Origin of the sequence: Spongorhabdus nitratireducens, assembly GCA_947387575.1 — a bacterium.
Lineage (GTDB): Bacteria > Pseudomonadota > Gammaproteobacteria > Pseudomonadales > Endozoicomonadaceae > CANDOC01.
Window position 1 is genome coordinate 32,907 of sequence record CANDOC010000004.1, and the last position, 25,635, is coordinate 58,541.

The following is a 25,635-nucleotide window of genomic DNA, read 5'->3' on the forward strand; positions in this document are numbered from 1 at the left end:
CATGGGGTTGTAGTTCCAGCCTTCACTTCTATCAGGCTCTCCGACGATAACACCACTCCTCAACGTTCGATTTCCAAAATTCAGCATCAGTACCTACAGAACGGTTTATCCTTGGTGGGTTGGTCTGTCCTTTTTTCGCTGATATTGCCTTGCGGTATGTCAGGCTGGTGAAAGTCCCTGTCGCATTATGAAAAATACTTATCTGGGTTTCGTGGATAATCCGGTTGAGATCATTAAAGGATCAACTGGAGATAAGGTTCAAGTGGCGCTTTACCTCCATAAGGGGAAGCCACTATGACCCGGGATGTTATGAACAGTTATACGGATATCCGCAGAATCACTGTCGAACAACTTCAGTCCTGGCTGAAAGAGCGCATGCCAGAAGAAGAACATACATCGGCTAGTAATCTTGCAGAGCACTTTTACAGACGTCACTCATTGAGTGATCTGTCCAGCCAGTCCATTGACGACCGCTATGGTTCACTCCTCTGCCTGTGGCAGTTTATTCAGCAGCGCAAGCCTGCTGAAGCGCTGGTCCGGGCCTACAATCCAGAGCCTGAAGAACACCACTGGCATTCCACTCACAGCGTGATCGAGATTCTCGCTGATGATATGCCTTTCCTGGTGGCTTCCGTTCTGATGGAGCTGGACCGTCAGGATCTGGTCGTACACGAACTTAACCACCCGACTATCAATATTGTCCGTGACAGCATCGGCAAGCTGGTAGCCCTGCACAAGCCGGATGTTGAAACCGGTATCTCAGAAGCACTTATCCGGATCGAAATTGACCGTCAGCCAGACGAAGAAGCACTGGCCGATGTGGTTAAAAATATCGAGCTGGTGGTTGGTGATGTGCAGCGTGTTGTTGAAGACTGGCCAGCCATGCAGCAGCAAATGGATAAGGCCGTTGAAGAATGCCAGCGTACCGACCTGCCGGTTGAAAAGGAGCAGGTCGAAGAAGTAGAAGCTTTCCTGGAATGGCTGAAGCAGGACAACTTCCTGTTTATCGGTCACCGCTTCTATGATTTTGATGCCTCCGATGACTGCACTCGTCTGGTCATTCGCGACAATTCCGGTCTTGGCTGCTTCCGTGAAGAAGTGCGGGAAAGCCCGAAAATCAGAATTCTGTCCGATCATGAAGCAGAGCGACTGATGTCGCCTGAACTGCTGGTTATCACCAAGTCCATTACCCGTTCCACCGTTCAGCGTCCGGCCCATATGGACTATGTCGCTATTCGTCAGTTTGACGATCGTGGTCAGGTAGTAGGTGAGAGTCGTTTCTACGGTCTGTTTACATCAAAGGCCTATGATACCCCGCAGGAAAATATTCCGCTGATGCGGGAAAAGGTTACCAGCCTGCTGGCCCATGCCCGCGAACAGGAAGACAGCTACCGCGGCAAGGCACTGCGTCACATTATCAGTCACTATCCGCGGGATGAGCTGCTGCAGGCCAGCCAGAAGCAACTGCAGCAAACTATTCTGGGTATTCTCGACTGTCAGCAGCGCAAACAGCTGCGGGTATTCCTGCGTCCGGACAGCTTTGGCCGTTTTGTTACTGCCATGGTTTATGTGCCGAGAGACCGCTTCAATACCCAGCTGAGAATTACGCTGCAGCAAATTCTGCAGGAAGAGCTCAAGGGTCACAGTGTTGACTTTAATGTACGCCTGTCTGACAACCCGCTGACCCAGGTACAGTTCACCATCCACTGTAAAGACCTGCACGATCAGGTACTGGATGCTGCGCTGCTCGAAGCGCGGATGACAGAAGTGATGCTGGGTTGGGAAGACCATTTGCATCAGGCACTGATCGAACAGCATGGTGAGGCGGTTGGTCGTCAACTGTATCGTCGTTATGTGCGAGCATTTCCTGCCGGTTACCGGGAAGATGTCCACCCGCGTCAGGCTGCTACCGATATTGTGCGACTGGAAGCGCTGACTGAAGAGCAGCCGCTGAACACCAGTCTGTACCAGCCGGTGAACGACTTTGAATGTCTGCACTTCCGGGTACTGGGTCTGGGTGAACCGCTGGCACTGTCCCGCATGATGCCGATTCTGGATCAGATGCAGGTACAGGTTCAGAATGCCCGTCCTTACACGATTCGTCGCCGTGGTGGTATTCATGCATGGGGTGTCGACTTCAGTATCCTGTTGGCTGATGGCCAGACCCTGGACAGCGAAGAAGTACGACAGCAGTTCCAGGAAGTGTTTATCCGCACCTGGCGTGGTGAGCTGGAAAACGACGGTTTCAATGCACTGGCAGTCAATGCCGGCCTGAGATGGCGTGAAGTGAATCTGCTGCGGGCACTGAGCAAATATCTGCTGCAACTGCAGGTACCGTTCAGTCAGGCCTATATGCAACAGGTGCTGAATGATAATCCGGCGATTACCCGTAATCTGGTCACCCTGTTTGAAACCCGCTTTGATCCGGCACTGGAAGGTGACCGCGAAGCCGCTATTGAAGGCGTGAGCAATACCATCGAAGCACTGCTGGAAAAAGTCGAGAACCTGGATAACGACCGGATTCTGCGCCACTTCCTGAGTGTGATTCAGGCCATGCAGCGCACCAACGCCTACCAGCAAACAGCAGAAGGCAATGCCAAGAGCTATATGTCCTTCAAGCTGTTGCCGAACATGATTCCGGCAGCACCACTGCCTCGTCCTGAATTCGAAATCTTTGTGTACTCCCCGCAGGTTGAAGGGGTTCACATGCGCGGCGGTAAAGTTGCCCGTGGTGGCCTGCGCTGGTCTGACCGCCGGGAAGATTTCCGGACTGAAATCCTCGGTCTGGTTAAAGCCCAGATGGTGAAGAATGCGGTTATCGTTCCGCACGGTGCCAAGGGTGGTTTTATTCCCAAGCAGTTACCGGTACGTGGTAGCCGGGAAGAGATTCTGGCGGAAGGTATCAGCAGCTATAAGACCTTTATCTCCGGTCTGCTCGATATCACCGACAATATGAAGGACGGTGAGCTGCTGCCGCCGCTGAATGTTATCCGTCACGATGGCGATGATCCGTATCTGGTAGTTGCGGCCGACAAGGGCACTGCAACCTTCTCGGATATTGCCAACGAAATTTCCGAAAGCTATGGCTTCTGGCTGGGCGATGCCTTTGCCTCTGGTGGCAGCCAGGGCTACGACCACAAGAAGATGGGTATTACCGCTCGTGGTGCCTGGGAGTCGGTGAAACGACTGTTCAAGGAAACCGGGCTGGATACCCAGAACCAGAGCTTTACCGCGATCGGTGTCGGCGATATGGCCGGTGATGTATTTGGTAATGGCATGTTACTGTCCGGCCATATCCGGCTGGTGGCGGCATTCAACCATATGCATATCTTTATTGATCCGACCCCGAATGCTGCCAGCAGTTACCAGGAACGTCAGCGCCTGTTCCGGATGCCGCGTTCCAGCTGGGATGACTATAACCGCGAGCTGATTTCCCGCGGTGGCGGCATCTTCAGCCGCAAGTCCAAGTCCATTCGCCTGAGTGCAGAAGCCCGCAAGGCGCTGAATACTGACAAGGCTGAGTTTACGCCGGCGGAACTGATTCAGACCATTCTGCAGGCTCCGGTTGATCTGCTGTGGAACGGTGGTATCGGTACCTATGTCAAAGCTGGTAGCGAGACTCACGCTGAAGTGGGTGACCGGGCCAACGATGCGGTGCGTATCAACGCTACTGACCTGCGGGTCAAGGTTGTCGGTGAAGGTGGCAACCTGGGTCTGACCCAGAAAGCGCGGGTCGAGTTTGCCCGTCATGGTGGCCTGATCAACACTGATGCGGTTGATAACTCCGGTGGTGTGGACAGCTCTGACCATGAAGTAAACATCAAGATTCTGCTGAATCAGCTGGTAGCTGCAGGTGATATGACCCTGAAGCAGCGGAATGTACTGCTGGCAGATATGACGGATGAAGTCGCTGCACTGGTACTGCGCCATAACTTCCTGCAGAGTCAGCAGCTGAGCCTGTGTGTACATCAGAACAGTGATGTCCAGAATGATTACCGTCACTTTATTCGCAGCCTGGAAAAGAGTGGCCGTCTGAACCGTGAGCTGGAAAGTCTGCCGGAAGACCGTGAGCTGAAGGCTCGACTGAAAGTCGGTGAAGGTCTAACCCGTCCGGAAGTCTCTGTGCTGCTGTCCTACGCCAAGCTGAAACTGTTTGATGAGCTGGTGCAGGAAGGTGTTGCTCAGGATGAAGACCTGATGGAAGAGCTGCTGATGTACTTCCCGACACCGTTGCGGGAGCGTTTTGCAGCCCAGATTGTTGAGCATCCGCTGAAAGCCGAGATTCTGGCAACACATCTGGCCAATATTGTTGGCAACCGGATGGGCCCGACCTATCTCGACCAGCTGAAGCAGGAAACTCGCTGCTCATCTCTGGATGCGGTACGTGCCTTCTTCATTACCTGCCGGGTATTCGGTATTCCGGAGATGTGGCGCCAGTTTGAGGCGGCCGGATTTGACAGTGATGACGGTATCCAGCGCTTCCAGCAGATGCGGATTCAGCACCATATCGAGAAAACCTCGACCTGGTTGCTGCGGACCCATATGGGCGAGCTGAGCATTTCTGCCCTGATCGAGCGTTATCGTTCCGGTACGGCCCTGATTACCGAGCAGCTGGAAGATATGCTGGGTGAGCATGAGCAGGCGGTTATGCGCGATCGCCGTAACGGTATGGAAGATGCGGGTCTGTCTTCCGAGCTGGCAACCACTTGCGCCGGCTTGCGCTATACCTATCATGCACTGGATATTCTCCAGATCAGCGAGCGCCAGCAGCAGGATGTCATCGAAACTGCACGGGCTTACTTCAGTCTGGAAGATCGCCTGTCACTGCCATGGCTGCGTGAGGAAATCCGCAAATTGCCGGCAGCCGACCGTTGGCAGCGCAAGGCCCAGATTTCATTGCGTGATCAGCTGGATCGCTGCCTCAGTGAAAACTGTGCCGGAGTCCTGGAGACAGAGCAGGACAATGACAGTGAACTGTCACAGCTGGATCAGTGGCTGAGTGAGAACGAGTCACAGATGCAGCGCTGGCAGCAGACAGTGGACGATATTCAGGTATCTGAACACTGTGATCTGGCCATGCTCTCTGTTGCTATTCAGGCATTGTCGTTGATGGCGGCATAACCCAGCCAGGCAATCAATACAGACCCTGCTTTTCGGGAAGGAAGAGCAGGGTTCATGAATAACAAATCGCTGTTATCAGTCAGGCCCCAGTCCTGCTGAAAAGGCAGTTTTTAAAGGCAGTTTCTGCCGTATTAAAAGAACGAGGCAGCTGGATTCAACCCCGAGTGCAGCTGGCTAAGCACGACAAAAGGAATAAGTAAAATGTCAGAAGTAAAAGTAAGTCGGGAAACCTTTAACGATGTAATGGTACCCAACTACAATCCGCCGGCCATTATTCCTGTTCGTGGTGAAGGTTCCCGTATCTGGGATCAGCAGGGCACAGAATTTATCGATTTTGCCGGTGGTATTGCCGTTAACGCGCTGGGTCACTCCCATCCGCGTCTGGTTGCAGCCCTGAAAGATCAGGCTGATAACCTGTGGCACCTGAGCAACGTATTCACCAACGAACCGGCTCTGGAACTGGCCAAGCGCCTGACCGAGCTGACCTTTGCCGAGCGTGTATTCTTCTGTAACTCCGGTGCGGAAGCTAACGAAGCGGCTTTCAAGCTGGTACGTAAATATGCATTCGATAACTTCGGTCCGGAAAAGAACGAAATTATCTCCTTCGAAAAATCCTTCCACGGTCGTACGCTGTTCACCGTATCCGTCGGTGGTCAGAAGAAGTACCGTGAAGGTTTCGAACCGGCTCCGGGTGGTATTACCCACGTTGAATACAACAACCTGGAAGCACTGAAAGAAGCCATTTCCGACCGTACCTGCGCTGTCGTAATGGAACCGGTACAGGGTGAAGGCGGTATCATTCCGGCAACTCCGGAATTCGTTAAAGGTGTTCGTGAACTGTGTGATCAGCACAATGCCCTGCTGGTATTTGATGAAGTTCAGACCGGTGCCGGTCGTACTGGCGAACTGTATGCCTACATGGGTATGGACGTAACTCCGGACGTACTGACCAGCGCCAAGGGCCTGGGCGGCGGCTTCCCTGTTGGTGCCATGTTGACCACTGCCAAGATTGCTGAAAGCCTGGGCATGGGTACTCACGGCAGCACCTATGGCGGTAACCCGCTGGCTTGTCGAGTTGCTCTGGAAGTGATCAACACCCTGAGCGATGAAAAGCTGCTGGCTGACGTCAAGCGCAAGTTCGGTCTGTTTGTTGACGGCCTGGAAAGCATCGGTGCCAAGCACGGTATCTTTGAAGATGTTCGTGGCAGCGGCCTGCTGGTTGGTGGCGAGCTGAAAGGCGAATGGAAAGGCAAAGGTCCGCGCTTCCTGGCAGCTGCCCGTGAAGAAGGTCTGATGCTGCTGGTAGCCGGCCCTAACGTACTGCGTATGACTCCGTCCCTGATCATTTCGGATGAAGATATCAAGGAAGGTATGATTCGTCTGGAGCGTGCGGTAGCCAAGGTTGTGGCTGAAGGCGCTGACGCTTAAGTCGATAGTTTCTGTCCGTAAAACCAGCCTGATTCTATTCAGGCTGGTTCATTTCAATATATTTCAGCTCTTCCAGATGCCACGCCTTCATAAACCACAATAGCTGCTACTTTTAAAAAATAATTTTAAAAGGCACAAAAAGTATGCACGGCAATTTTGGACGTATCTGGAACTCATGGCTTTTATGGATCGGATGCTGCTTGTTGTTTCTGGTTATACAAGAAGCTTCAGCACAGCCAAAAATTGTTCTGGTCACAGGTGCATCTAAAGGAATCGGTCTGGAAACAGTAAAACTGTTGGCAGAGGACTCTGCAAGATATGAAGTGCATGGTACGTTCCGTCAGGGCCCTCCTCCAGCAATCAATAATGTGACAATGCATCAGGTTGACTTGTCAGATGAAAAAGCCATTTCTGAGTTCTTAACTCAATTTGATAATGATGTGGGCCGGCCTGTATCAGTTCTTGTAAATAATGCCGGTATGGCTGTTTATGGTCCTCTGGAAATACTGGACCCGAATGATATTGCCTACCAAATAAGAGTTAACCTGATAGCACCACTTTTATTAATGCGGCATTTCATTCCTGCAATGAGGGAGCATCTGGAAGGTTGTATTATTAATGTCAGTTCGGTTGCAGGTATGGTGGGTCCTCCGTTTATGGATGTGTACGCAGCATCAAAATTCGGGTTGGAAGGTGCCAGTGCCGCTCTATATGGCTACGTAGGAAAACTCAGTGATCAAGCCAAAATCCGTTGTCATTTGATTCAGCCGGGATTTACCAAAACAGGTTTCAAGGATGGCTGTAAACTGAATAAGCCAGCTGTAGATTCTTTGATTACTTTATGGGGCGGTTTTGAAAAAGTCCTGACAAGAGGCTTGGATAATGGGCAGGATCCACGGGATGTTGCGTTGAAAATAAAAGCTGTAATCGAGGATGAATCTGGAGAGCTACCTCTCAGGATTCAGACCAATGAAACAGATACACAGACGTATCGGGGGCGAGGTTGTGACATAACGGGTAAGTCTCTGGTTGCACCCAAGGATCCATATCAATACTACAGATGTAATGATTGAAAAGAAGGTGTGACAGTTTAATCTTCATTGTTTTTAAATTTCAGGTTGCTGTTTTATCAAACACTTGTTTCTGCCAGTCTTGCGATCGCTATAAAATGTTGACAGGTTTTTGATAAGAACCTGCATCAGCAAAAGTAGGGCAAGCACTTACTGATTTTGATGAAAAATTGATTTGGAGCAAGTTGACAGGCTAATTACCAAGTGACCCTTTGAATTCTCAGTGATACATTTTTGTATCGTTACGGAGTGCGCATATTATCTGATGGGGCTCCGATGCGGGAATGGAGGAGTCACCAACCGTGAATAAGCAAACTGCGGCCAGCTTTCTGATGCAGGCCACACTGGGGGCTGATCAACAAGCCATTGATGATGTGGCTGATAAGGGCGTTGATGCCTGGCTTGACCGGCAGTTCAAGGCGAAGCTGACGCCGGATGATAGCTATCAGCAGGAAACCAACAAAATCTGGAAACACTTTCGGCGTCGTCTGGTTCGAGCACACGGCAAGAAAGCTATTGATGGTGACGGTAATAATCCGGCGTTGCCCTACAACTGGTATTTCCGGATGGCCTGGTGGCATAAGGTGCTGTCTGTTCCCTCAATCAGTGAACACCTGCTAAGGCATCGAATTGCACTGGCACTCAGCGAGATTCTGGTCATATCAGAAAACTCACAGCTGGAGCTGGATGCAGTCGCTATGGCCAGCTACTACGACATTTTCTATAAGCACGCTTTTGGTCAGTACAGCGATATTCTTTATGAAGTGTCGATGCACCCGTGTATGGGTGTTTATCTATCCCATATGAATAACCAGAAGGCTGATCCTGAAAAAAATATTCACCCGGATGAAAACTATGCCCGGGAGATTATGCAGCTGTTCAGTATCGGGCTGTTCGAACTGAATCAGGATGGCAGCCGCAAGAAAGATAAACAGGGGCGTGATATCCCCACTTATGACAACCGGGATATTAAGGAAATGGCACGGGTCTTTACCGGGCTGAAAGCGGCCAGATATCTGTATGAATGGAACACCGGCTTTTTCCCGTACAACAATACACCGGTTGAGTTTGCGGACGGTGTCAGCAAGGTTTATAAAACCATCCCGTTTGTAGATATGATCAGCCCGATGCTTGTGGATGAAAAGTTCCATGACAGGGGCGCCAAGAAACTACTCAAGGGACGTATCAGTATTGGTCCCGGTCAGTCAGGCAAGTCAGATATTCAGCAGGCAGTCAGTGCGCTGGTTTCCCATCCAAGCACAGCTCCGTTTATCGCCCGCAAACTGATTCAGCAGCTAGTCACCTCGAACCCCAGTCCAAACTATATTCAGGCCGTGGCAGCCCAGTTTGGTTCCAAGGGTAATATGGCTGCGGTTGTGCGTACCATTCTGACCCACCCTGAAGCCCGTCGCCCTGAAAAACTCAAATCACCGCTGCTGCGGGTTTCCCAGTTATTACGTGCTTTCAATGTCAGAAACCAGTCCGGCAAATTGTGGCTGGTGGGTGATGATATCAAGGAATCACTCGGACAACTGGCGCTTGCTTCCCCAACGGTCTTCAACTTTTACCGGCCGGACTATACCCCTCACGGTCCGATTGAAAACAAGAGGCAGGTTGCGCCGGAGTTCGAGCTTCACAACTCTGCTACATCTGTTGCCTATATCAACACCATGTATTACTGGTTCTTTGGCGACTACTTCCCACTGGTTAGCACCCGTATATCCCGCTCACATAAAAATATTGTCGAGCTTGATCCGGATACGCTGCATGCCAGTGGTGCCAACAGACTTGCACCGGACTTTTCATTTGAACTGGAACTGGCACGAAAGGGGCAGATTGATCAGTTGATTGAACATGTCAGTCTATTGCTGACCGGAAGCAAGAAGTGTGATGTGAAACGGGATATCAATGGTGCAGTATCGAACTATCCGGATGAAGCTGTATGGGTGGTTCAGACAGTCGTCTTTATGATTGCCATTTCTCCCCAATTTGCCGTACTGGAGGCTGCAGCATGAAAGGATCTCAATTATCTCGCCGCAGCTTTCTGCAAAAATCCGGTGTTGTAATGGCCGGTTCTTCCCTGCTGTTGTCAGGGTTGCCGGGAACACAGCTGATGGCAGGCACCCGACAGGAGCCGCCGATAAATCTGCGACCGCAGCAGAAGGCGTTGGTCTTCCTGATGCTGGATGGTGGCAACGACAGCTATAACATGCTGGTGCCGATGTCTGCGCCGGAATACAAGGAATATTCCGACACCCGGGGCCACTTGGCACTGCCTGAACAGAAACTGCTGCCTCTGAATTCTTTTGAAGACGGTAAGGGCGAAATGTTTGGCCTGCATCCGTCCATGCCGGAAGTGCAGCAGCTGTTTAATACCAACAAACTGTCATTTGTTGCCAATGTTGGCCCCCTGATCGAACGGGTCAGCAAATCCGAGTTTTACAGCAATACCCGTCGTCTGCCGGTTGGTTTGATGTCGCATTCCGACCAGTTCCGCCATTGGCAGACTTCACGTCCAGGTGAGCGGATCAATCGTGGCTGGTTTGGTGCCTTTGCCGATGTGCTGCAGCCGGATAAAACACCCGGTCAGGTACCGATGAATATCTCCCTTGCGGGCAGTAATATCATGCAGAACGGTGCTGTTGATACCAGCTATGCCATTACGGAGAAAGGCAGCGTTGGTATGCTGTTCAAGGATCAGAATGGTGAGTTTGACCGGATTCTGCAGCGCTCGGTTGATAGTGTTCTGAACCGCCGGTATGACAGTCCTTTCAAACAGACCTACGCATCTTTTACCCGTACTGCACAGCGCCAGCATGAATCCTTCAGTAGTGCGGTGAATAAGGTTAACCTGGGCACTCGATTCTCTGATTCAGACCTGTCCAAACAGCTGAAGATGGTGGCTCGCAGTATCAAGGCCTCTGCCGACCTGGGATTGCCTCAACAGACATTCTTCCTGCGCTATATCGGTTGGGACCACCATGATGAATTGCTGAAGAGTCATGCCCGGATGCTGCGTATTGTCAGCCAGGCCATGGGTGAATTCCAAACCGCTCTGAATGAACTCGATATTGCTGACAAAGTGGTGACCTTTACTGGTTCCGACTTTGGCCGTACCCTGACTTCCAACGGCAACGGTACTGACCATGGCTGGGGCGGCAATATCATGGTAATGGGTGAAGCGGTGAATGGTGGCAAGGTGCTCGGTGACTATCCATCCCTGGCACTGAACAGCGATCTGGATGTAGGTGACGGAGTGTTGATTCCAACCACTTCAACCGATCAGGTCTATGCCGAACTGGCCATGTGGTTTGGCGTCAACAGAAATGACCTGACTACGCTGTTCCCCAACCTGGGTAACTTCTACAAGCCTGCAACAGGCGAAGGATTACTGGGGCTTATTAACGCCTGAAAGTAATCTTCTGGACACCAAACCTGCAGTCTGGAGTTGCGGGTTTGGTGTTATTCAAACCGTTTTCCGCTGCGTATCCATACTCTTTCCAAGGTTATTTACACCTCAAAACTGTCCGGTTTCTGAAACTTTCTGTCGCGTTACCGACAGAAGCTCTCGGTTTTTACTCATTATAATGGTGGCATGTCTAACAACAAAAAAGCCGCTTACTCTATGAATAACCACTCGTTCTCGAGCTGGCTGTCGTGGCTGGATGACCAGCAAGACAGCATGCTGGCCGATACCATTCGACTGGCCGAAATCAATTCCGGCAGTCTGAATGCAGACGGCGTCAATCAGGTTCGTGAAGTATTGTCCGAGCTGGTTGGTGTACTGGGTGGCGAACAGGAAGTCATTGAAGTTGCTCCGTTCAAGCAAATCGATGATAACGGCAATGAAGTTTTTCATGAGCTGGGCAAGGCACTGCGTGTGCGTAAACGTCCGGAAGCTCCGCTGCAGATTTTCTTCTGCGGCCATATGGATACCGTATTTGCGATAGATCATTCATTCCAGAAAGTAACCTGGCTGGATGACAATACCCTGAATGGTCCCGGCGTTGCCGACCTGAAAGGTGGCCTGGTCGTGATGATGCGTGCTATTGCAGCACTGGAACGCAGCCCCTGGGCTGACAAGGTCGGCTGGGAAATCCTGTTTAACCCGGATGAAGAGATCGGGTCTCAGGGTTCTGCACCGCTGATTGTTGAAGCGGCAAAACAATGCGACCTGGGCATGATTTACGAGCCCAGCATGCCGGACGGTACCCTGGCCGGACAACGCAAGGGCAGTGGTAACTTCTCGGTCATTGCCAAGGGTCGTGCCGCTCACGCGGGTCGTGAACATCACCTAGGTCGTAATGCGATCAGAGCCCTGTGTGACTTTGTCAGTGCACTGGATGACCTGAATGGTCAGCGTGAAGGCGTTACCATCAATCCGGGTTATATCCACGGTGGTGGTGCAACCAACGTAGTGCCGGACAATGCGGTATTCCATTTCAATATTCGTATTGAAAAGCCGGAAGATGAACAGTGGTGCCTGGATAACATGCAGCCACTGATCGACAAGATTAATCAGCGTGATGGCATCGAGCTGGTACTGGAAGGCGGCTTTACCCGTCCACCGAAAGTACTGTCAGGTGCCAACCTGAAACTGTTTGAACTGGCCAAAGAGTGTGGTGCCGACCTGGATATGAGTATCCAGTGGAAACCAACCGGTGGCTGCTGTGACGGCAACAATCTGGCTGCAGCCGGCGTACCTAATATTGATACCCTGGGTGTACAGGGCGGCAAAATCCACAGTGCAGATGAGTACCTGCTGGCAAACAGCTTGGTACCCAGAGCCAAGCTCAGTGCATTGATGCTGATGAAGCTGGCCAGTAGCGAAGATCTGTCCTGGCTCAAGCAGCAGGGATAAGGGATATGTGGCTGGTACGTCCTGTTCAGTATTCAGATCTTCCTGCACTGGAACAGCTGGCCGTAATGGCTCGGGGGCTGGTGACAACGTTGCCGGCCAACCGGGACTATCTGGCAGAGCTGGTGGCCGATACCCGCCATGCGCTTGCAGCTGATATCCGTGAACCCGGTGGTGAGACTTACCACTTTGTGCTGGAAGATACGACAACCGGCCGGGTGCGGGGTATTGCCGGGATTGATTCCGGGGTTGGTCTGAAAACACCCTTTTACAGTTTCAGAAAAGAATCTGTAGTCCATGCATCGCCGGAAATGCAGATGCATAACCGTATTCCGGCGTTAAGACTGTGTCATGAGTACACAGGTGCCTCTGCACTGTGCACATTCTTTATTGATCCCCAGTTTCATAACCGGGACAGCCTGCACTTGCTGAGTCGTGCCCGACTACTGTTTATCAATGCCCACCGGTCACGTTTCAGTGATCGTATTCTGGCGGAGATGCAGGGTCCCCGGAATGATAAAGGCGTATCGCCTTTCTGGGAGAGTCTGGGACGGCACTTTTTCAGTATGGATATTAATCAGGCGATGTATCTGGCAGGTATCAGGGCAAAGACGTTTATTGCTGACCTGCTGCCGGAGCATCCGATCTATATTCCGATGCTGACCGAAATGGCTCAGAAAGCAATCGGTGAAGTCCATCCCGGCAGGCATGATGTGATGGACCGGTTGCTGGCAGAGGGCTTCAGGGCTCAGGGCTGTATCGATATTTTTGATGGTGGCCCGCAACTTGAAGCCAGAGTCGATCAACTGCTGACGCTGAAGCGCACTCAGCCCTTTGAATTTGATGCTGAGAATGTGCGATCAGTGGGTGATATCAGCAAAGCTGAAACCCAGAGTATTGTGACCAACAACAGTCTGAAAAATTTCCGCTGTTTGTTAACTACACTGGATCAGCAGAAACCACGGTTATTGCCGCTGGAAGCAGATTTGCTACAGCTTGAAAAGAAGCATTCAGTTGCTTGTGTAAGTTTATAAGTTTTTATGTGGTTTTCCGGGCTGCTTATCATCTGCAGCCCAGACACTGGCTAGACAGATAAATAGCCAATAAGGGCTGTAGGGAATGCAGCCCCCAAGAATAACAGGGATGAAGATTTTCTCATGATCACGCCTGGTTGCTGTGCTCCGGAAACAGGGGACAGCAGACAAACCAGCGCGTTCAATAATAATTTGGTAGTTGGGGATATTGCCCATGATGGTTATTCGACCAATCCGTTCCGATGACTGGGATGCTCTGTGGGAGCTGGCCAACAAGACAGGGCCGGGATTCACTTCATTGCAGCCTCATGAAGAGCGGGTCAGGGAAAAGCTGAAGTGGACACTGGAGTCCTACGATTCTGAAGAAGCTGTTGGTGAGTCACTGTACCTGCTGGTACTGGAAGATACCTCAATCGGCAAGGTTGTCGGTATTGCGGGTATTGAGTCTGCCGTAGGTATGAGCGAGCCCTGGTATAACTACCGGGTCAACACTCAGGTTCACCACTCCGCCGAGCTGGATGTGTACAACAAGGTTGAAACCCTGATTCTCAGCAGTGACCACACCGGTTACTCCGAACTGTGCACCCTGTTCCTGCTGCCGGAATACCGTCACAGCAACAACGGTCGCCTGCTGTCCAAGTCCCGCTTTATGTTTATGGCCGAGCACCAGAAGCGTTTCGCTCCGGATGTGATGGCAGAACTGCGTGGCTATCTGGATGAAACCCAACACTCTCCGTTCTGGGAAAGCCTGGGTCGCAAGTTCTTCAATGTAGACTTTATTGAAGCTGACCAGCGGGTAGCCCATGGCAAATCCTTTATTGCCGAGCTGATGCCGAACCACCCGATTTACGTCAACCTGTTGCCGGAAGCAGCGGCTGAAGTTATTGGCAAGACTCAGGCCGATACCACTCCGGCGCTGAAAATGCTGGAGCGTGAGGGTCTGCGTTATACCGGTTGTGTCGCTATCTTTGACGCCGGCCCGCTGGTTGAAGCACCGGTACGTTATGTCCGTGCAGTCAAGGAAAGCTACTACTGCAAGGTACGGGTAGAAGAAATTGAACAGCCGCCAAAAGCAGATGTTTACATGCTGTCCAACCGGGAGCTGAAAGACTTTCGTTGTATTATTGCGCCGCTGCAACCTTCTGATGATGATGTGGTGACTATTAGTCCGGCTCAGGCTGAAGTACTGAAGGTCAGTGAAGGCGACACCCTGCGTGTTGTTACCCTGTCACCGCTGAACAGGCATTAAGTTCATAGCTAGTACCTAGCTTGTATATAGATACTACAGTGGCAAATGGCCGGTCATGTGCCGGCCAGCGATAACAATTTTTCCAAAACTTGTGACAGGAAAACCTGATGTCTGAAGCTTTATATATCGATGGTCAGTGGCTGGCTGGTAAAGGGCCGGTATTTACTTCTGTAAACCCGGCGGATGGTTCTGCTGTATGGGAAAGTGCTGCGGCGGACAGCGAGCAGGTTGATGCGGCAATCAAGGCAGCACGTACTGCGTTTCCGGCCTGGGCTGATCTGACATTTGAACAGCGTGAAGCCATTGTCCTGAAGTACGGTGAACTGCTGACCCGGGATGCTGAAGTACTGGCTGAAACCATCGCCATGGAAACCGGTAAGCCTCTGTGGGAAACCCGCACTGAAGCTGGTGCCATGAAAGGCAAAATTGGCATTTCCGTACGTGCCTATCATGAGCGTACCGGCACCGTTGAAAATGAAGCACCGGGAGCCAAGGCATTTATCCGTCACAAGCCGCATGGTGTAGTCGCTGTATTTGGCCCCTACAACTTCCCGGGTCACCTGCCAAATGGTCACATTGTTCCGGCCTTGCTGGCAGGTAACACTGTAGTACTGAAGCCCAGTGAACTGACCCCGATGGTTGCTGAAAAGATGGTTGCGCTGTGGCATGAAGCCGGCCTGCCTGCAGGTGTACTGAATCTGGTTCAGGGCGAGAAGGAAACCGGTATTGCACTGGCTGGTCATAAAGAAATCGATGGTCTGTTCTTTACCGGCAGCTCCCGTACCGGTCACCTGATTCACGAACAGTTTGCCGGCCATCCGGGCAAGATTCTGGCGCTGGAAATGGGTGGTAATAACCCGCTGATTATTGATGAAGTCGCCGATATGAAAGCGGCTGTTCACGATATTCTGCAGTCTGCATACATCACTGCCGGCCAGCGTTGCACCTGTGCCCGTCGTCTGTATGTACCGAAGACCGAAGCCGGCCAACAGCTGGTTGAAGCACTGACTGAAGCGACCGGTAAAATCCGGGTCGGCCTGTGGAATGATGAACAGCAGCCGTTTATGGGCTCACTGATTTCCGAGCATGCGGCTGATGGCATTCTGGATGCCCAAAATCAGCTGGAAGAGCTGGGTGGTACCTCTCTGGTCAAGGCCGAGAAGATCAAGCCGGGTACTGGTCTGATTTCTCCGGGACTGATTGATGTGACTGCTATTGAAAGCCTACCAGATGAAGAGTACTTCGGCCCGCTGCTGCAGGTTATCTTCTATGATGACTTTGATCAGGCAATCGATATGGCTAATGACACCCGTTATGGCCTGTCTGCCGGTCTGCTGAGTGACAGCCGCGAGCAGTTCGAACACTTCTACCGTCGTATTCGTGCCGGTATTGTGAACTGGAACAAGCAGCTGACCGGTGCCAGCAGTGCTGCGCCGTTCGGTGGTATCGGTGCCAGTGGTAACCATCGTGCCAGTGCCTTCTATGCTGCCGACTACTGTGCTTTCCCTGTTGCCAGTCTGGAAGCTGAAGGTGTTCAGCTGCCGGCAAACCTGGCACCAGGTCTGGAGCTGTAAGCTTTAGCTTATAGCCTGCTATTACCCGGTTTTCTGCAGCCTGTGCAGAGGACCGGGTCATTTCACCGAGTCAAATCATGGCGTAAATGAAGGGATTTCATTAACAACAAAAAGTTTTCGCCTCTGACGCCCGTGACGCCGCCCCTCAAGAGAATGATAAATGACAGCTTTTGAAGCAAACTTTGACGGTCTGGTAGGACCGACTCATAACTACGCTGGCCTTTCCTTCGGTAATGTTGCCTCTACTGGGAACCAGGCAGCTGTTTCCAACCCCAAGCTGGCCGCCCTGCAGGGCCTGAAAAAAATGAAGGCGCTGCATGATATGGGGCTGGTGCAAGGCGTATTTGCACCGCAGGAGCGTCCTGATACTCATACCCTGCGTCAACTGGGTTTCACTGGCAGTGATGCCCAGGTGCTGGAACGGGCTAACAAGTCTTCTCCCAAACTGCTGGCGGCCTGTTGCTCTGCTTCCAGTATGTGGACTGCCAATGCGGCAACAGTTTCTCCCAGTGCCAACACGGCGGACAGTAAAGTTCATTTCACTCCGGCCAACCTGAGCAGCAAGTTTCACCGGGCGATTGAACACGAAACAACCGGTCGTATTCTTCAGGCCATGTTTCCTGATAGCCAGCATTTTGCTCACCACAAGGCTCTGCCGGGTGTCTCTCACTTTGGCGATGAAGGTGCGGCAAACCATACCCGCTTCTGCTCAGAGCCTGGCAAGCAGGGCGTAGAGTTTTTTGTTTATGGTCGCAAAGCATTTTCTGCAGGTGTAGAGCCCCAGAAATATCCTGCTCGACAGACACTTGAAGCGAGTCAGGCTATTGCACGTAATCACCAGCTGGATAACGGTCATGTCGTCTATGCCCAGCAGAATCCGGCCGTGATTGATCAGGGTGTATTCCACAATGATGTTATTGCTGTGGGCAGCCGCGATGTACTGTTCTGCCATGAACAGGCCTACCTTGATCAGCAACAGGTTTATGCTGATCTGAAAGCAGCCAGTGGCTGGCGCAACTTCCAGATTGTAGAAGTACCTTCCAACCGGGTTTCTGTCAGTGAAGCGGTCAAGAGCTACCTGTTTAACAGCCAGCTGATTACTCTGCCGGATGGCTCATTGACGATTATTGTACCGGCTGAGTGTCAGGACAATGAGAATGTCTGGTCTTACCTGCAGGAGCTGGTTACCGGAGACAGCCCGATCAATGCAGTGAAAGCTTTTGATCTGCGCCAGAGTATGAATAATGGTGGTGGACCGGCTTGTTTGCGTCTGCGGGTTGAGATGAATGATAAAGAACTGAAAGCTGCTAATCAGAGCTGTATTCTGGATGATGGTCTGTACACAACTTTATGTAACTGGGTTGAACGTCATTATCGTGATCAGCTCCATACGGATGACCTGATTGATCCGCAGCTGCTGGAAGAGTCACGTCGGGCGCTGGATGAGCTTACCGGGATTCTGGGGCTTGGAGCGGTTTATCCTTTTCAGCGTGTATAAGCTTGATGTAAGTAAAGACTGATTCCTGAAATAGGAAAAGTATTCCATTATCTGAACCCTGAGCTGTAGTGGCTCGGGGTTTTTTATATCTTCGTGATAGATATCTAAGCGATAGACTTTCTAACCGTAAGATATCTGTATATAACTTCTTTTTGGAAAATAGATAATAGTTGAGGGTTTGTTATGGCTCAGGAAATTGAGCGTAAGTTTCTGGTTAAGGGCGATTTCAAGTCAGAAGCGCACAGTGAGCTTCGAATTGTACAGGGGTACCTGAACTCTGATCCGGAGCGAACAGTTCGGGTGCGTATAAAAGGAGATAAAGGGTTTTTAACTATCAAAGGTATCAGTAACGCCTCAGGGACTTCACGTTACGAATGGGAGCGTGAAATCTCGATTACTGAGGCAAATGAGCTCCTCTTGTTGTGTGAGTCAGGCACTATCGATAAAACCCGTTACCTTGTCACATGCGGCAGTCATGTTTTTGAGGTGGATGAGTTTTATGGAGATAATGATGGGTTACTGGTTGCCGAAATTGAACTCGAAGAAGAGGGCGAATATTTCGAAAAACCTGAATGGTTAGGAGAGGAGGTTACCGGTAATGATAGATATTATAATTCAGCTTTGAAAATGAATCCTTATAAAAGCTGGACCTGAATCCGGTTTTTTATCCTGTATATTATCTTGAATTTTTAAATTCTTGTTGTCGTTTACATTCTGCTTGTTAATTGGGTTTTTCTTTGCTCACTATGATGACTTGTTATGTGTCTTTTATTTGATATGTAGCTAATCGGATATATTATTTCTTCAATAGTTTTTTTGTTGCTGAGCAGAAAGTATTGGGGTGCGACTTTGTCAGGCAGTAGATTTTGTCAAATCATAATGTTCTGCTGCTTGATATTTCTGAGCAATTCAGTTTTTGGCTTCGATACTGCAAAGGCTCTGGCCCTGACTCAGCAAGTTTTGGTATTTCTAAAAGATCCTCGGTTTATAGATGAAGTTGCAAAGCTTGCAGAAAGTATGCTGGATGCTGATCCTGAGAAAATACAGGATGATGATAGAAAATATTTTTGGGACGAGGGTTCTTATTATGAAGTTTTCTATACGAAGGGCTCTTTTCTGATTTTATGCAACAGGCAGGATGTTATATGCCCTCCCAAAACACCATCCGCAACGCGGTCAAACACCCCTGTAGATAGAGGGCAGAGACTTTTTGCTGATGAAGAAGAAAGTAGTAGTTCAGAGGATGAAGATGAAAGCAGTAGTTCAGTGGGTGAAGGTGATAGCTGTTCAGAAGGTGATAGCTGTGCAGAAGGTGATAGCTGTGTAGAAAGTGATAACAGTGAGTACAGTGGTCTGCTTAATCATATGGGAGAGGTAGTCGAAGGCTCTGATACAGAAGAAGAGGGCACCTCTAGTGCATCGAGAGAAGAAATATCGAGATATTATTATGGTTGGAAGTTCGTCAGCGATGGAAAAAATTTAATAAAATCTCGTGAGATCATGACCGAGCAAGATGCTGATGAATATTGTCTATCGAATCCACAAGCTCTTTTTAGATTTAAGTGTAGTGCCTGCAAAAAAAAAGATATTGATGAGCATATTAGTTTTAAAGCGGATTCTGACGAAAATCAGTTATATATAGTATTTACTCGACGTTTAAGTAGCAGAGTTTTTGTAGATTTTCATATTTCAATTGGGAATGCATTATTTAATGATCCAAGTGAGCTTATTGATGAAAACAGCGAGTTCGACGGATTGGGAAGTGATAGTATTACTGCCGAAGATATTGCTGCATTTATTGAGCAATATGAGCAAAACTATAATCCCGACTTTCCTGAGATAAATGCACACCTGTTATCATTTCTTGGCTCAGGGATCTCTTCTCAGGTTACCTGGCCATTGTATTTTCTACGCTCCATGGTGCTTAAAAGAATTCATAGAACATGTAAATGTCAGGCAGAGGTTGAGAAGGTCATTGCCAGTGCCAGAGCGAATATTATGTTAATGAATCTAGCGGGAATACCTATAGCTCCTGTTTCGTATTTATACGTATACAATGTCAGGAGAAGAGATTATGTAATTTATGCTATTCAACCAAAATATGCCCGAGAACAATTTGCAGATCATGTATTAGCAGATCCAGCTGTTCCATGGGGTGATAAAAAGAAAATAATCGATACAATTATTGACTATATGGAAAAGTGTGAAGGTCCAAACCCCCTGAATCCTACCGGAGATCCTGAGCAGGGCTTTGTCTTTACAGTAGATCCCAATTTTCCAAATTACTGTTTGATAAAGGGGCAGTGGATGTTAGCTGATATGTCACCTTTCTTTTTTGCAGTGAATGATGAATTTGCTATTGGTAATCACTACATCTTAAACTTGGAAAACAATTTTTATCATCATGCCAAAACGCTTTGTACTAATCCGGTTAGGCGTTATGTTTTCTTTTTGGGAATGATATATAGAGAGTATCACAAGCATAAAAAGCAATGTTATTCTTATACTGATGTTGATGCAAAAGATGAAGAAGCAGAAATGAAAGCGAGCATTTGGCATGAAATTTATGAATATGCTGTGACTCAGGTTTTTTCTCTGCCTCAAGTAAGGCATGAATTATGTGTGATAATTGATCAAGCCCAGTCTTATATTCCTTATGTTTGTCAACTTCCGAGCTTTAGGTTTGAATTTATAGATTTTTGTTTAGAGCAACTTGAAAGTAAAGGTTATAAAGTCTCAAAAGGATATTATAGTCGAGTGAATCGACCGTTATGTGAATTTATGGATAATGGTTCATTGATTGCTAAAGCCGCAAGTATACAGGATTTATGGGATATAGGTGCTTGTTTCGGAACTAAAATTAATGAGCGAGTTGAAAAAAGAAAAAGGGAAAAAGGGAAAAAGAAAAAAGATTATGACTCCGGAGGGAGAGTTAAGAGTGAAATTTACAGATTACATGGCCCGCTTGACAGTCAGGAGTACAAAGTTTTTGTAGAAAATACTTTGAGTATGCAATATCACGCAATTCCTTTCACTACGCCTGAAAGTTCCTTTTTACAATCAGTTGCAAAAGGTGTCCTGCGCTTTGCCTTTCCTGGAGAGTCTGAAGAATGTGTACTTGGAAAGTTGGAACTTGCCTTGTATCCCAAATTGGCAAGTAGTCAGGTAGATCGTTGGTCAGTTCCAGAGCGAATATTTTTTCCGAGTTGCGATCATGAAGAAGATATTATTCCTATATTACTTGGTGTGTTGAGAGATCTCTCCGGGATAAAGTGTCGGGTTATGGTTGTATATCCAAACTCTCAGATGCGGCCAGAAAGTATTCTTTACCAATTCAATAGTGAAATAAAGAATCTGGTTGATGTAAGAAGGTTTTACAAGGTTGAAGATATCAAGAGAGAGGCAAGACAGGAAAGTACAATAGTTCTGGCTAGCCATCATACAGGACCACCAGTCTTCTTTCGGGAAAGCTCGCCTTGGGCATGCCTTTCAATCGCAGGTCTATATGTGAATAGTAGTGATGAGCCGGAATTATCTGATTCTAATATTCTGGACACCAAAGGTGTTATTTATCAAGCAGCCGGGTTTTATCCGGATCTTATACCTTTACGATTTGTTAATGAATACTCTGTTTGTATTAGTAATATGTATAGATTATCAGGTTTGGTCTCTGTAGATAAAACAATTCGTTATCAAAGGGATATTCGTGGGGCTATAACAGATTATTTAAGAAGCATACCTTTGGGTATCGCAGGGGTACTTAGAAGGGTACCAAAAAGCATGCAGTTACAGTGTTATCATCATGAGGCTGGTAGTCAGCTTTATATGCATGTTCTGGTTATAGCACTGATGGATTATTTGTTTGAAATGTATTCAGGGATAGAAGCTTATCGAACGGTTGTCTTAATACAACCTAATCTTAAATATGGGCAAAATGTTTCATCTTATGCGTATTGGAAATTCTATCGACAGGTTGAGCAGCAGTTAGTTGGGCGCTATTTTAAATACCATGCATCTGCACAGGAAATCGTCTCCTTGCTACAGCGTCCGGGTACAATCGTTTTCTTTTCTAATGCTTTTGTTTCCAAATCCGGGCACTATATCCTACCAGGCGAAGAAGCAGAATGTGCTGGTTGGTGGTGGGTACATAATTCAGGTTGTTTATATTATCGAAGGGCTCCCGATTATAATAACTCGACAAAATTACTAAACTATAGTCCTGTAAAACGGCCTCGCAAGAAAAAAAGGTTAAAGAAGATAAAAGCTGGTCAACATCCTTATCGAAGCCCGTTTCGTTCACTTGAAAACGATAGACGATTGAACGGGCACCACGTGAAACCCTGTGCTAGCTTGCAATAAGTCAAAACTCTTGGGAGTTGGCCCATAAGTAATGTACAGGGTTGTGAACAAGGCCGTATGTCGACATCTATCAGGCAAAAAATAACGCTATTCACTGTCATACCAGCGGTAGTGTTTTATAGCCTGGTGACAGTTATATATCTGTATTTCACCTATCGGGCCGCTTCGGTAGAAATCAGTCGAAGACACCTGCATCAGAGTCTTCAGTATGCCGCTGTGATTGATGGCAATATCAAGGAAGTGTTGATTGCAGCAAGGGCCATGCAGCTGCAGCTTGCCAGTCGAGAGCTATCAGATAATGAAGTGTCAGAGTATCTGAATGATCTGTTTGAAGCTAGCAAGGTTGTGACGGGTGTTGGCATATCAGATGTTTATGGTACAAAACAGTCAAGTAGGGGAAGTGCTGAAGCCCGATACTGGTCCAGAGAAAGCGGTTCTTTTTTTAACCCGGCTCGCTCACTCCCTTTTTCGATTCCTTTTTCAAACCAGTATGAGGCGCTTGATGCTCTGGCTGATCAGCCGGTCTGGTTTACTGATACTGATAGTCAGGAAGTTACCCTGTTTCGTACCAGCCTTTTATTGCCTCTGGCAAATAAACGACTTTTACGAGTGGATATCGATGGTCGAAAGTTAACTCAGCCGCTGGTTTGGCTGGGCTCAAGAACACGTTTGATCATTCTTAATCGACAGGAAGAGGTTGTATATGCGAATGGAATATCAATGCCAAGAATGAGGCATCTCGAACCATTCATTACCTCAGGTCCCTGTGACGGAGCCAGTAAAATTAACGTCACATCAGAAACTGGCGATTTGTTAAAGCAGTTTATTGCCAGTCCGATTCAGCCTTGCTCAAAGCAGGAACCCTGTGGAGTATTTCGGGAAGCCCTGCATCGTGTAGCAAATGAAGGGCAGTCAATTAATTTCAGGGTGTCGATTCGTAATGATCGCAAGTGGGTAACAGCTACGCCGATTCCGTCTACACACTGGTACCTTAGTATCAGTATTCTGGAGGAGGATATTCTTGCCCCGTTGATGCGGCATGTGGTTCTCAGCATTAGCCTGATATTGCTGGCCATGGTTTTTACTCTGGGATGTTTATGGACTGTTTCGGGGCGTATTACCCGGCCATTGATCAGGCTGAAAAAGGAGATGAATGCCTATGCAGGCTCAAGAGATAACAATGAGCCTGACTCACCGGATGAAGCTGCCAGTCTTAACCGCAGCTTTCTTGAGTTAAAGCACCGGCTGGCTGAAAGGGACCAGGCATTACAGCATGCCAGGGCAAACAATATGGGGCATCTGGTACAGCAACTGAGAGGAAATTACTTTTATTTCAACCTTTCCCGTCAGGGAGACATTATTTTTGTCAGCCCGTCTATCTGCTCTGTACTGGGTTATGAGTTGGGTGAGTTCAGCGGCCAGATCCAAAGCTTCTTTACCAAATCGGCGATGAACTTCCGGTTCGCCAATACACTGGATTCCCTGTCTGCTGGGGTATGGCAGGAGCCATTTGAAGTCGAGATGCGTCACCGTGATGGCACAGCAAGACGAGTGGAGCTGTTTTGTACCTCACATGACAATATTGAAGATAAAAGCAGTCAGCCGGATACCCGGCTCATCGCTATTGAGGGAATGGGGAATGATATCACCCACCGGGTCAGGGATACCGACAAGTTCCGTGCATTGGTGGCCGGCTCGCCGGACGCTACGGTAATAATAAATAAAGAGGGCATTATCGGGCTAGTTAATGATAAAACCCTGAAGTTGTTTTCCTATGAGAATGATGAGTTGGTCAATATGCCATTGTCATTGCTGGTCGCTCCCCGGGCTCGAGAGAATCTTCCCCTGACCGGGCGTGTTGACCAGCCATCTCCGGAATCGTTCTGTCTGGATAGTTATCTTTCCAGGGGGCTGACCAGAAATGGTCGGGAGTTTCCTGTAGAACTATCCAGTAATGTGCTGGATACCAGCGACGGGGTTTTGATTTCCATTGTATTCAGGGATATCAGTGAACGGGTCAGAATTCAGGCCGAACTGGTTGATGCAAGGGATCAGGCTGAAAGAGCCAGTCAAGCCAAATCGATGTTCCTTTCCAATATCAGTCATGAGTTGAGAACCCCTTTAAATGGGGTGCTGGGGTACGCCCAGCTATTACTGGCAGACAAGCACATACCTGAACGTTATCTGGGTAACCTGAAGTTGCTTGAAGAGTGTGGCCTGCACCTGCTAACCCTGATTAACGATATTCTGGATCTGACCAAAATTGAAAGCAGTGGTATCGAAATTGATCCCCAGCCCTTTGATTTGCGGGCAACATTGAATACTGTTGTAGCCAATATCAGGGAAACGGCTGTTAGCAAACGGCTGGAAATTGGTTTGGAGGTGGATAGTAATATTGCGTTTGAAGTGCTTGGTGATCATATCAAGTTGCGTCAGGTGCTGATCAATCTGGCAGGCAACGCCGTCAAATTTACCGATAAGGGAATGGTTACTATACGAGTATGCCTGAAAGACCAGCATCTTGTATTTGAGGTTTGTGATACCGGTATCGGTATTTCTGCCAGTGACCAGAAATGTCTGTTCAGATCTTTCAGCCAGCTAAAGTCGGGTAAACAGCAGGGAGGAAGCGGGCTTGGACTTGCCATCAGTTATCGTCTGGTGAACGCGATGGGAGGAGAGTTGCAGGTTACAAGTCAGTTGCAGCAGGGAAGTACATTCTTTTTCAGTATTCCTTACCAGCCCGTTACTGGTGAAATTCCTACCAGGAAGAAGCCTTTGCCTGAGAGCCATAAAACCACACCGATCTTGCCACCAAAAAACGTATCTTTACTGGTTGTTGATGATTGCTTCAATAACCGTAACTTTCTGATTGATGCCCTGAGTCAGGAGAACTTCAACGTTGACTCGGCGGAGAGTGGAAGAGAGGCGATAGCGCGTTGCCAGCAGAAAGTATATGACCTGGTATTAATGGATATTCGTATGCCTGATATTGATGGTATCGAGGCAACAAAAGCTATTCACCAGATTCCCTCCTGCCAGACTGTCAAAGTCATTGCAATATCTGCCAGCGTATCTGATCAGACTCAGCAGAATATTCAGGAAGCCGGCTTCAGTGAGTTTGTATCCAAGCCTGTTCATCTGGAAAGTCTGCTTGCCTTGATCAGGTCACATCTGAGCAAGTCTAACAACAGGGAGATTGAGCAGCGGTGTAGGGAAATGATAGCGCGGCTAAAAGCCTTGCTTGATATTGGTGATATTCAGGCGCTGCTGGAGCTGGCCCAAAAGTGGCAGGCAACTGGCATTCATGCGACTTATGCGGAAGATGTTATTCGTTGTTGTGAAACGCTGGATATACAGTCTATCGAGGCTATTGTGAAAGAACTGGAGCAGTTGTGATATAGCGTTCCAGTCTTGAACAATTGTCCGGCAAATATCCGGACAATT

General features: G+C 48.8%; 13 protein-coding genes. All 13 read left to right on the forward strand.

The genetic code is table 11. The features are described from left to right. Positions 1-294 precede the first annotated feature (294 nt). The 13 genes from ACYZZ0_RS08645 (at position 295) to ACYZZ0_RS08705 (ending at position 25,587) form a co-directional block, all read left to right on the forward strand. Positions 295-5,121 carry an NAD-glutamate dehydrogenase gene (locus tag ACYZZ0_RS08645; RefSeq protein WP_461536212.1) on the forward strand — a complete coding sequence of 1,609 codons (4,827 nt, stop codon included), beginning with the start codon at positions 295-297 and terminating at the stop codon, positions 5,119-5,121. A 201-nt stretch (positions 5,122-5,322) separates the two neighbouring features. Beyond that, positions 5,323-6,549, forward strand: a complete 1,227-nt coding sequence (locus ACYZZ0_RS08650; protein WP_461536213.1) for an aspartate aminotransferase family protein — start codon at positions 5,323-5,325, stop codon at positions 6,547-6,549. A gap of 143 nt (positions 6,550-6,692) precedes the next feature. Then, the gene (locus ACYZZ0_RS08655; protein ID WP_461536214.1) at positions 6,693-7,622 is read left to right on the forward strand and encodes an SDR family NAD(P)-dependent oxidoreductase; all 930 of its coding nucleotides are present in this window, start codon (positions 6,693-6,695) and stop codon (positions 7,620-7,622) included. Positions 7,623-7,921: 299 nt separating this feature from the next. Beyond that, complete coding sequence (locus tag ACYZZ0_RS08660) at positions 7,922-9,634, forward strand: DUF1800 domain-containing protein (RefSeq protein ID WP_461536215.1); 1,713 nt, start codon at positions 7,922-7,924, stop codon at positions 9,632-9,634. Further along, complete coding sequence (locus ACYZZ0_RS08665) at positions 9,631-11,031, forward strand: DUF1501 domain-containing protein (protein ID WP_461536216.1); 1,401 nt, start codon at positions 9,631-9,633, stop codon at positions 11,029-11,031. Before ACYZZ0_RS08660 ends, ACYZZ0_RS08665 begins: the two co-directional genes overlap by 4 nt. Before the next feature lie 183 nt (positions 11,032-11,214). After that, positions 11,215-12,480 carry a hydrolase gene (locus ACYZZ0_RS08670; RefSeq protein ID WP_461536217.1) on the forward strand — a complete coding sequence of 422 codons (1,266 nt, stop codon included), beginning with the start codon at positions 11,215-11,217 and terminating at the stop codon, positions 12,478-12,480. A 5-nt stretch (positions 12,481-12,485) separates the two neighbouring features. Continuing rightward, positions 12,486-13,511 (forward strand): arginine N-succinyltransferase, encoded by a 1,026-nt coding sequence (locus ACYZZ0_RS08675; protein WP_461536218.1) that lies wholly within the window; start codon positions 12,486-12,488, stop codon positions 13,509-13,511. Between the two features lie 214 nt (positions 13,512-13,725). Next, on the forward strand, positions 13,726-14,760 hold the full coding sequence (astA, locus tag ACYZZ0_RS08680; protein ID WP_461536219.1) for an arginine N-succinyltransferase: 1,035 nt from the start codon (positions 13,726-13,728) through the stop codon (positions 14,758-14,760). A 107-nt stretch (positions 14,761-14,867) separates the two neighbouring features. Further along, positions 14,868-16,334, forward strand: a complete 1,467-nt coding sequence (gene astD, locus ACYZZ0_RS08685; RefSeq protein WP_461536220.1) for a succinylglutamate-semialdehyde dehydrogenase — start codon at positions 14,868-14,870, stop codon at positions 16,332-16,334. A 160-nt stretch (positions 16,335-16,494) separates the two neighbouring features. After that, positions 16,495-17,832: an N-succinylarginine dihydrolase gene (gene astB, locus ACYZZ0_RS08690; protein WP_461536221.1), complete on the forward strand. Its 1,338-nt coding sequence runs from the start codon at positions 16,495-16,497 to the stop codon at positions 17,830-17,832. 183 nt (positions 17,833-18,015) lie between these two features. After that, positions 18,016-18,486, forward strand: coding sequence for a CYTH domain-containing protein (locus ACYZZ0_RS08695; RefSeq protein ID WP_461536222.1), 471 nt, complete (start codon positions 18,016-18,018; stop codon positions 18,484-18,486). 237 nt (positions 18,487-18,723) lie between these two features. After that, the gene (locus ACYZZ0_RS08700) at positions 18,724-22,191 is read left to right on the forward strand and encodes a hypothetical protein (RefSeq protein ID WP_461536223.1); all 3,468 of its coding nucleotides are present in this window, start codon (positions 18,724-18,726) and stop codon (positions 22,189-22,191) included. A 126-nt stretch (positions 22,192-22,317) separates the two neighbouring features. Further along, on the forward strand, positions 22,318-25,587 hold the full coding sequence (locus ACYZZ0_RS08705; protein WP_461536224.1) for an ATP-binding protein: 3,270 nt from the start codon (positions 22,318-22,320) through the stop codon (positions 25,585-25,587). The last annotated feature ends 48 nt before the right edge of the window (positions 25,588-25,635 follow it).

Excerpts from the sequence above, each read along its gene's own strand:
- astD (WP_461536220.1), top strand. The coding sequence starts at position 14,868 with ATGTCTGAAGCTTTATATATCGATGGTCAGTGGCTGGCTGGTAAAGGG.
- ACYZZ0_RS08695 (WP_461536222.1), top strand. The coding sequence starts at position 18,016 with ATGGCTCAGGAAATTGAGCGTAAGTTTCTGGTTAAGGGCGATTTCAAG.
- ACYZZ0_RS08665 (WP_461536216.1), top strand. The coding sequence starts at position 9,631 with ATGAAAGGATCTCAATTATCTCGCCGCAGCTTTCTGCAAAAATCCGGT.
- ACYZZ0_RS08650 (WP_461536213.1), top strand. The coding sequence starts at position 5,323 with ATGTCAGAAGTAAAAGTAAGTCGGGAAACCTTTAACGATGTAATGGTA.
- astB (WP_461536221.1), top strand. The coding sequence starts at position 16,495 with ATGACAGCTTTTGAAGCAAACTTTGACGGTCTGGTAGGACCGACTCAT.
- astA (WP_461536219.1), top strand. The coding sequence starts at position 13,726 with ATGATGGTTATTCGACCAATCCGTTCCGATGACTGGGATGCTCTGTGG.
- ACYZZ0_RS08675 (WP_461536218.1), top strand. The coding sequence starts at position 12,486 with ATGTGGCTGGTACGTCCTGTTCAGTATTCAGATCTTCCTGCACTGGAA.
- ACYZZ0_RS08655 (WP_461536214.1), top strand. The coding sequence starts at position 6,693 with ATGCACGGCAATTTTGGACGTATCTGGAACTCATGGCTTTTATGGATC.
- ACYZZ0_RS08670 (WP_461536217.1), top strand. The coding sequence starts at position 11,215 with ATGTCTAACAACAAAAAAGCCGCTTACTCTATGAATAACCACTCGTTC.
- ACYZZ0_RS08645 (WP_461536212.1), top strand. The coding sequence starts at position 295 with ATGACCCGGGATGTTATGAACAGTTATACGGATATCCGCAGAATCACT.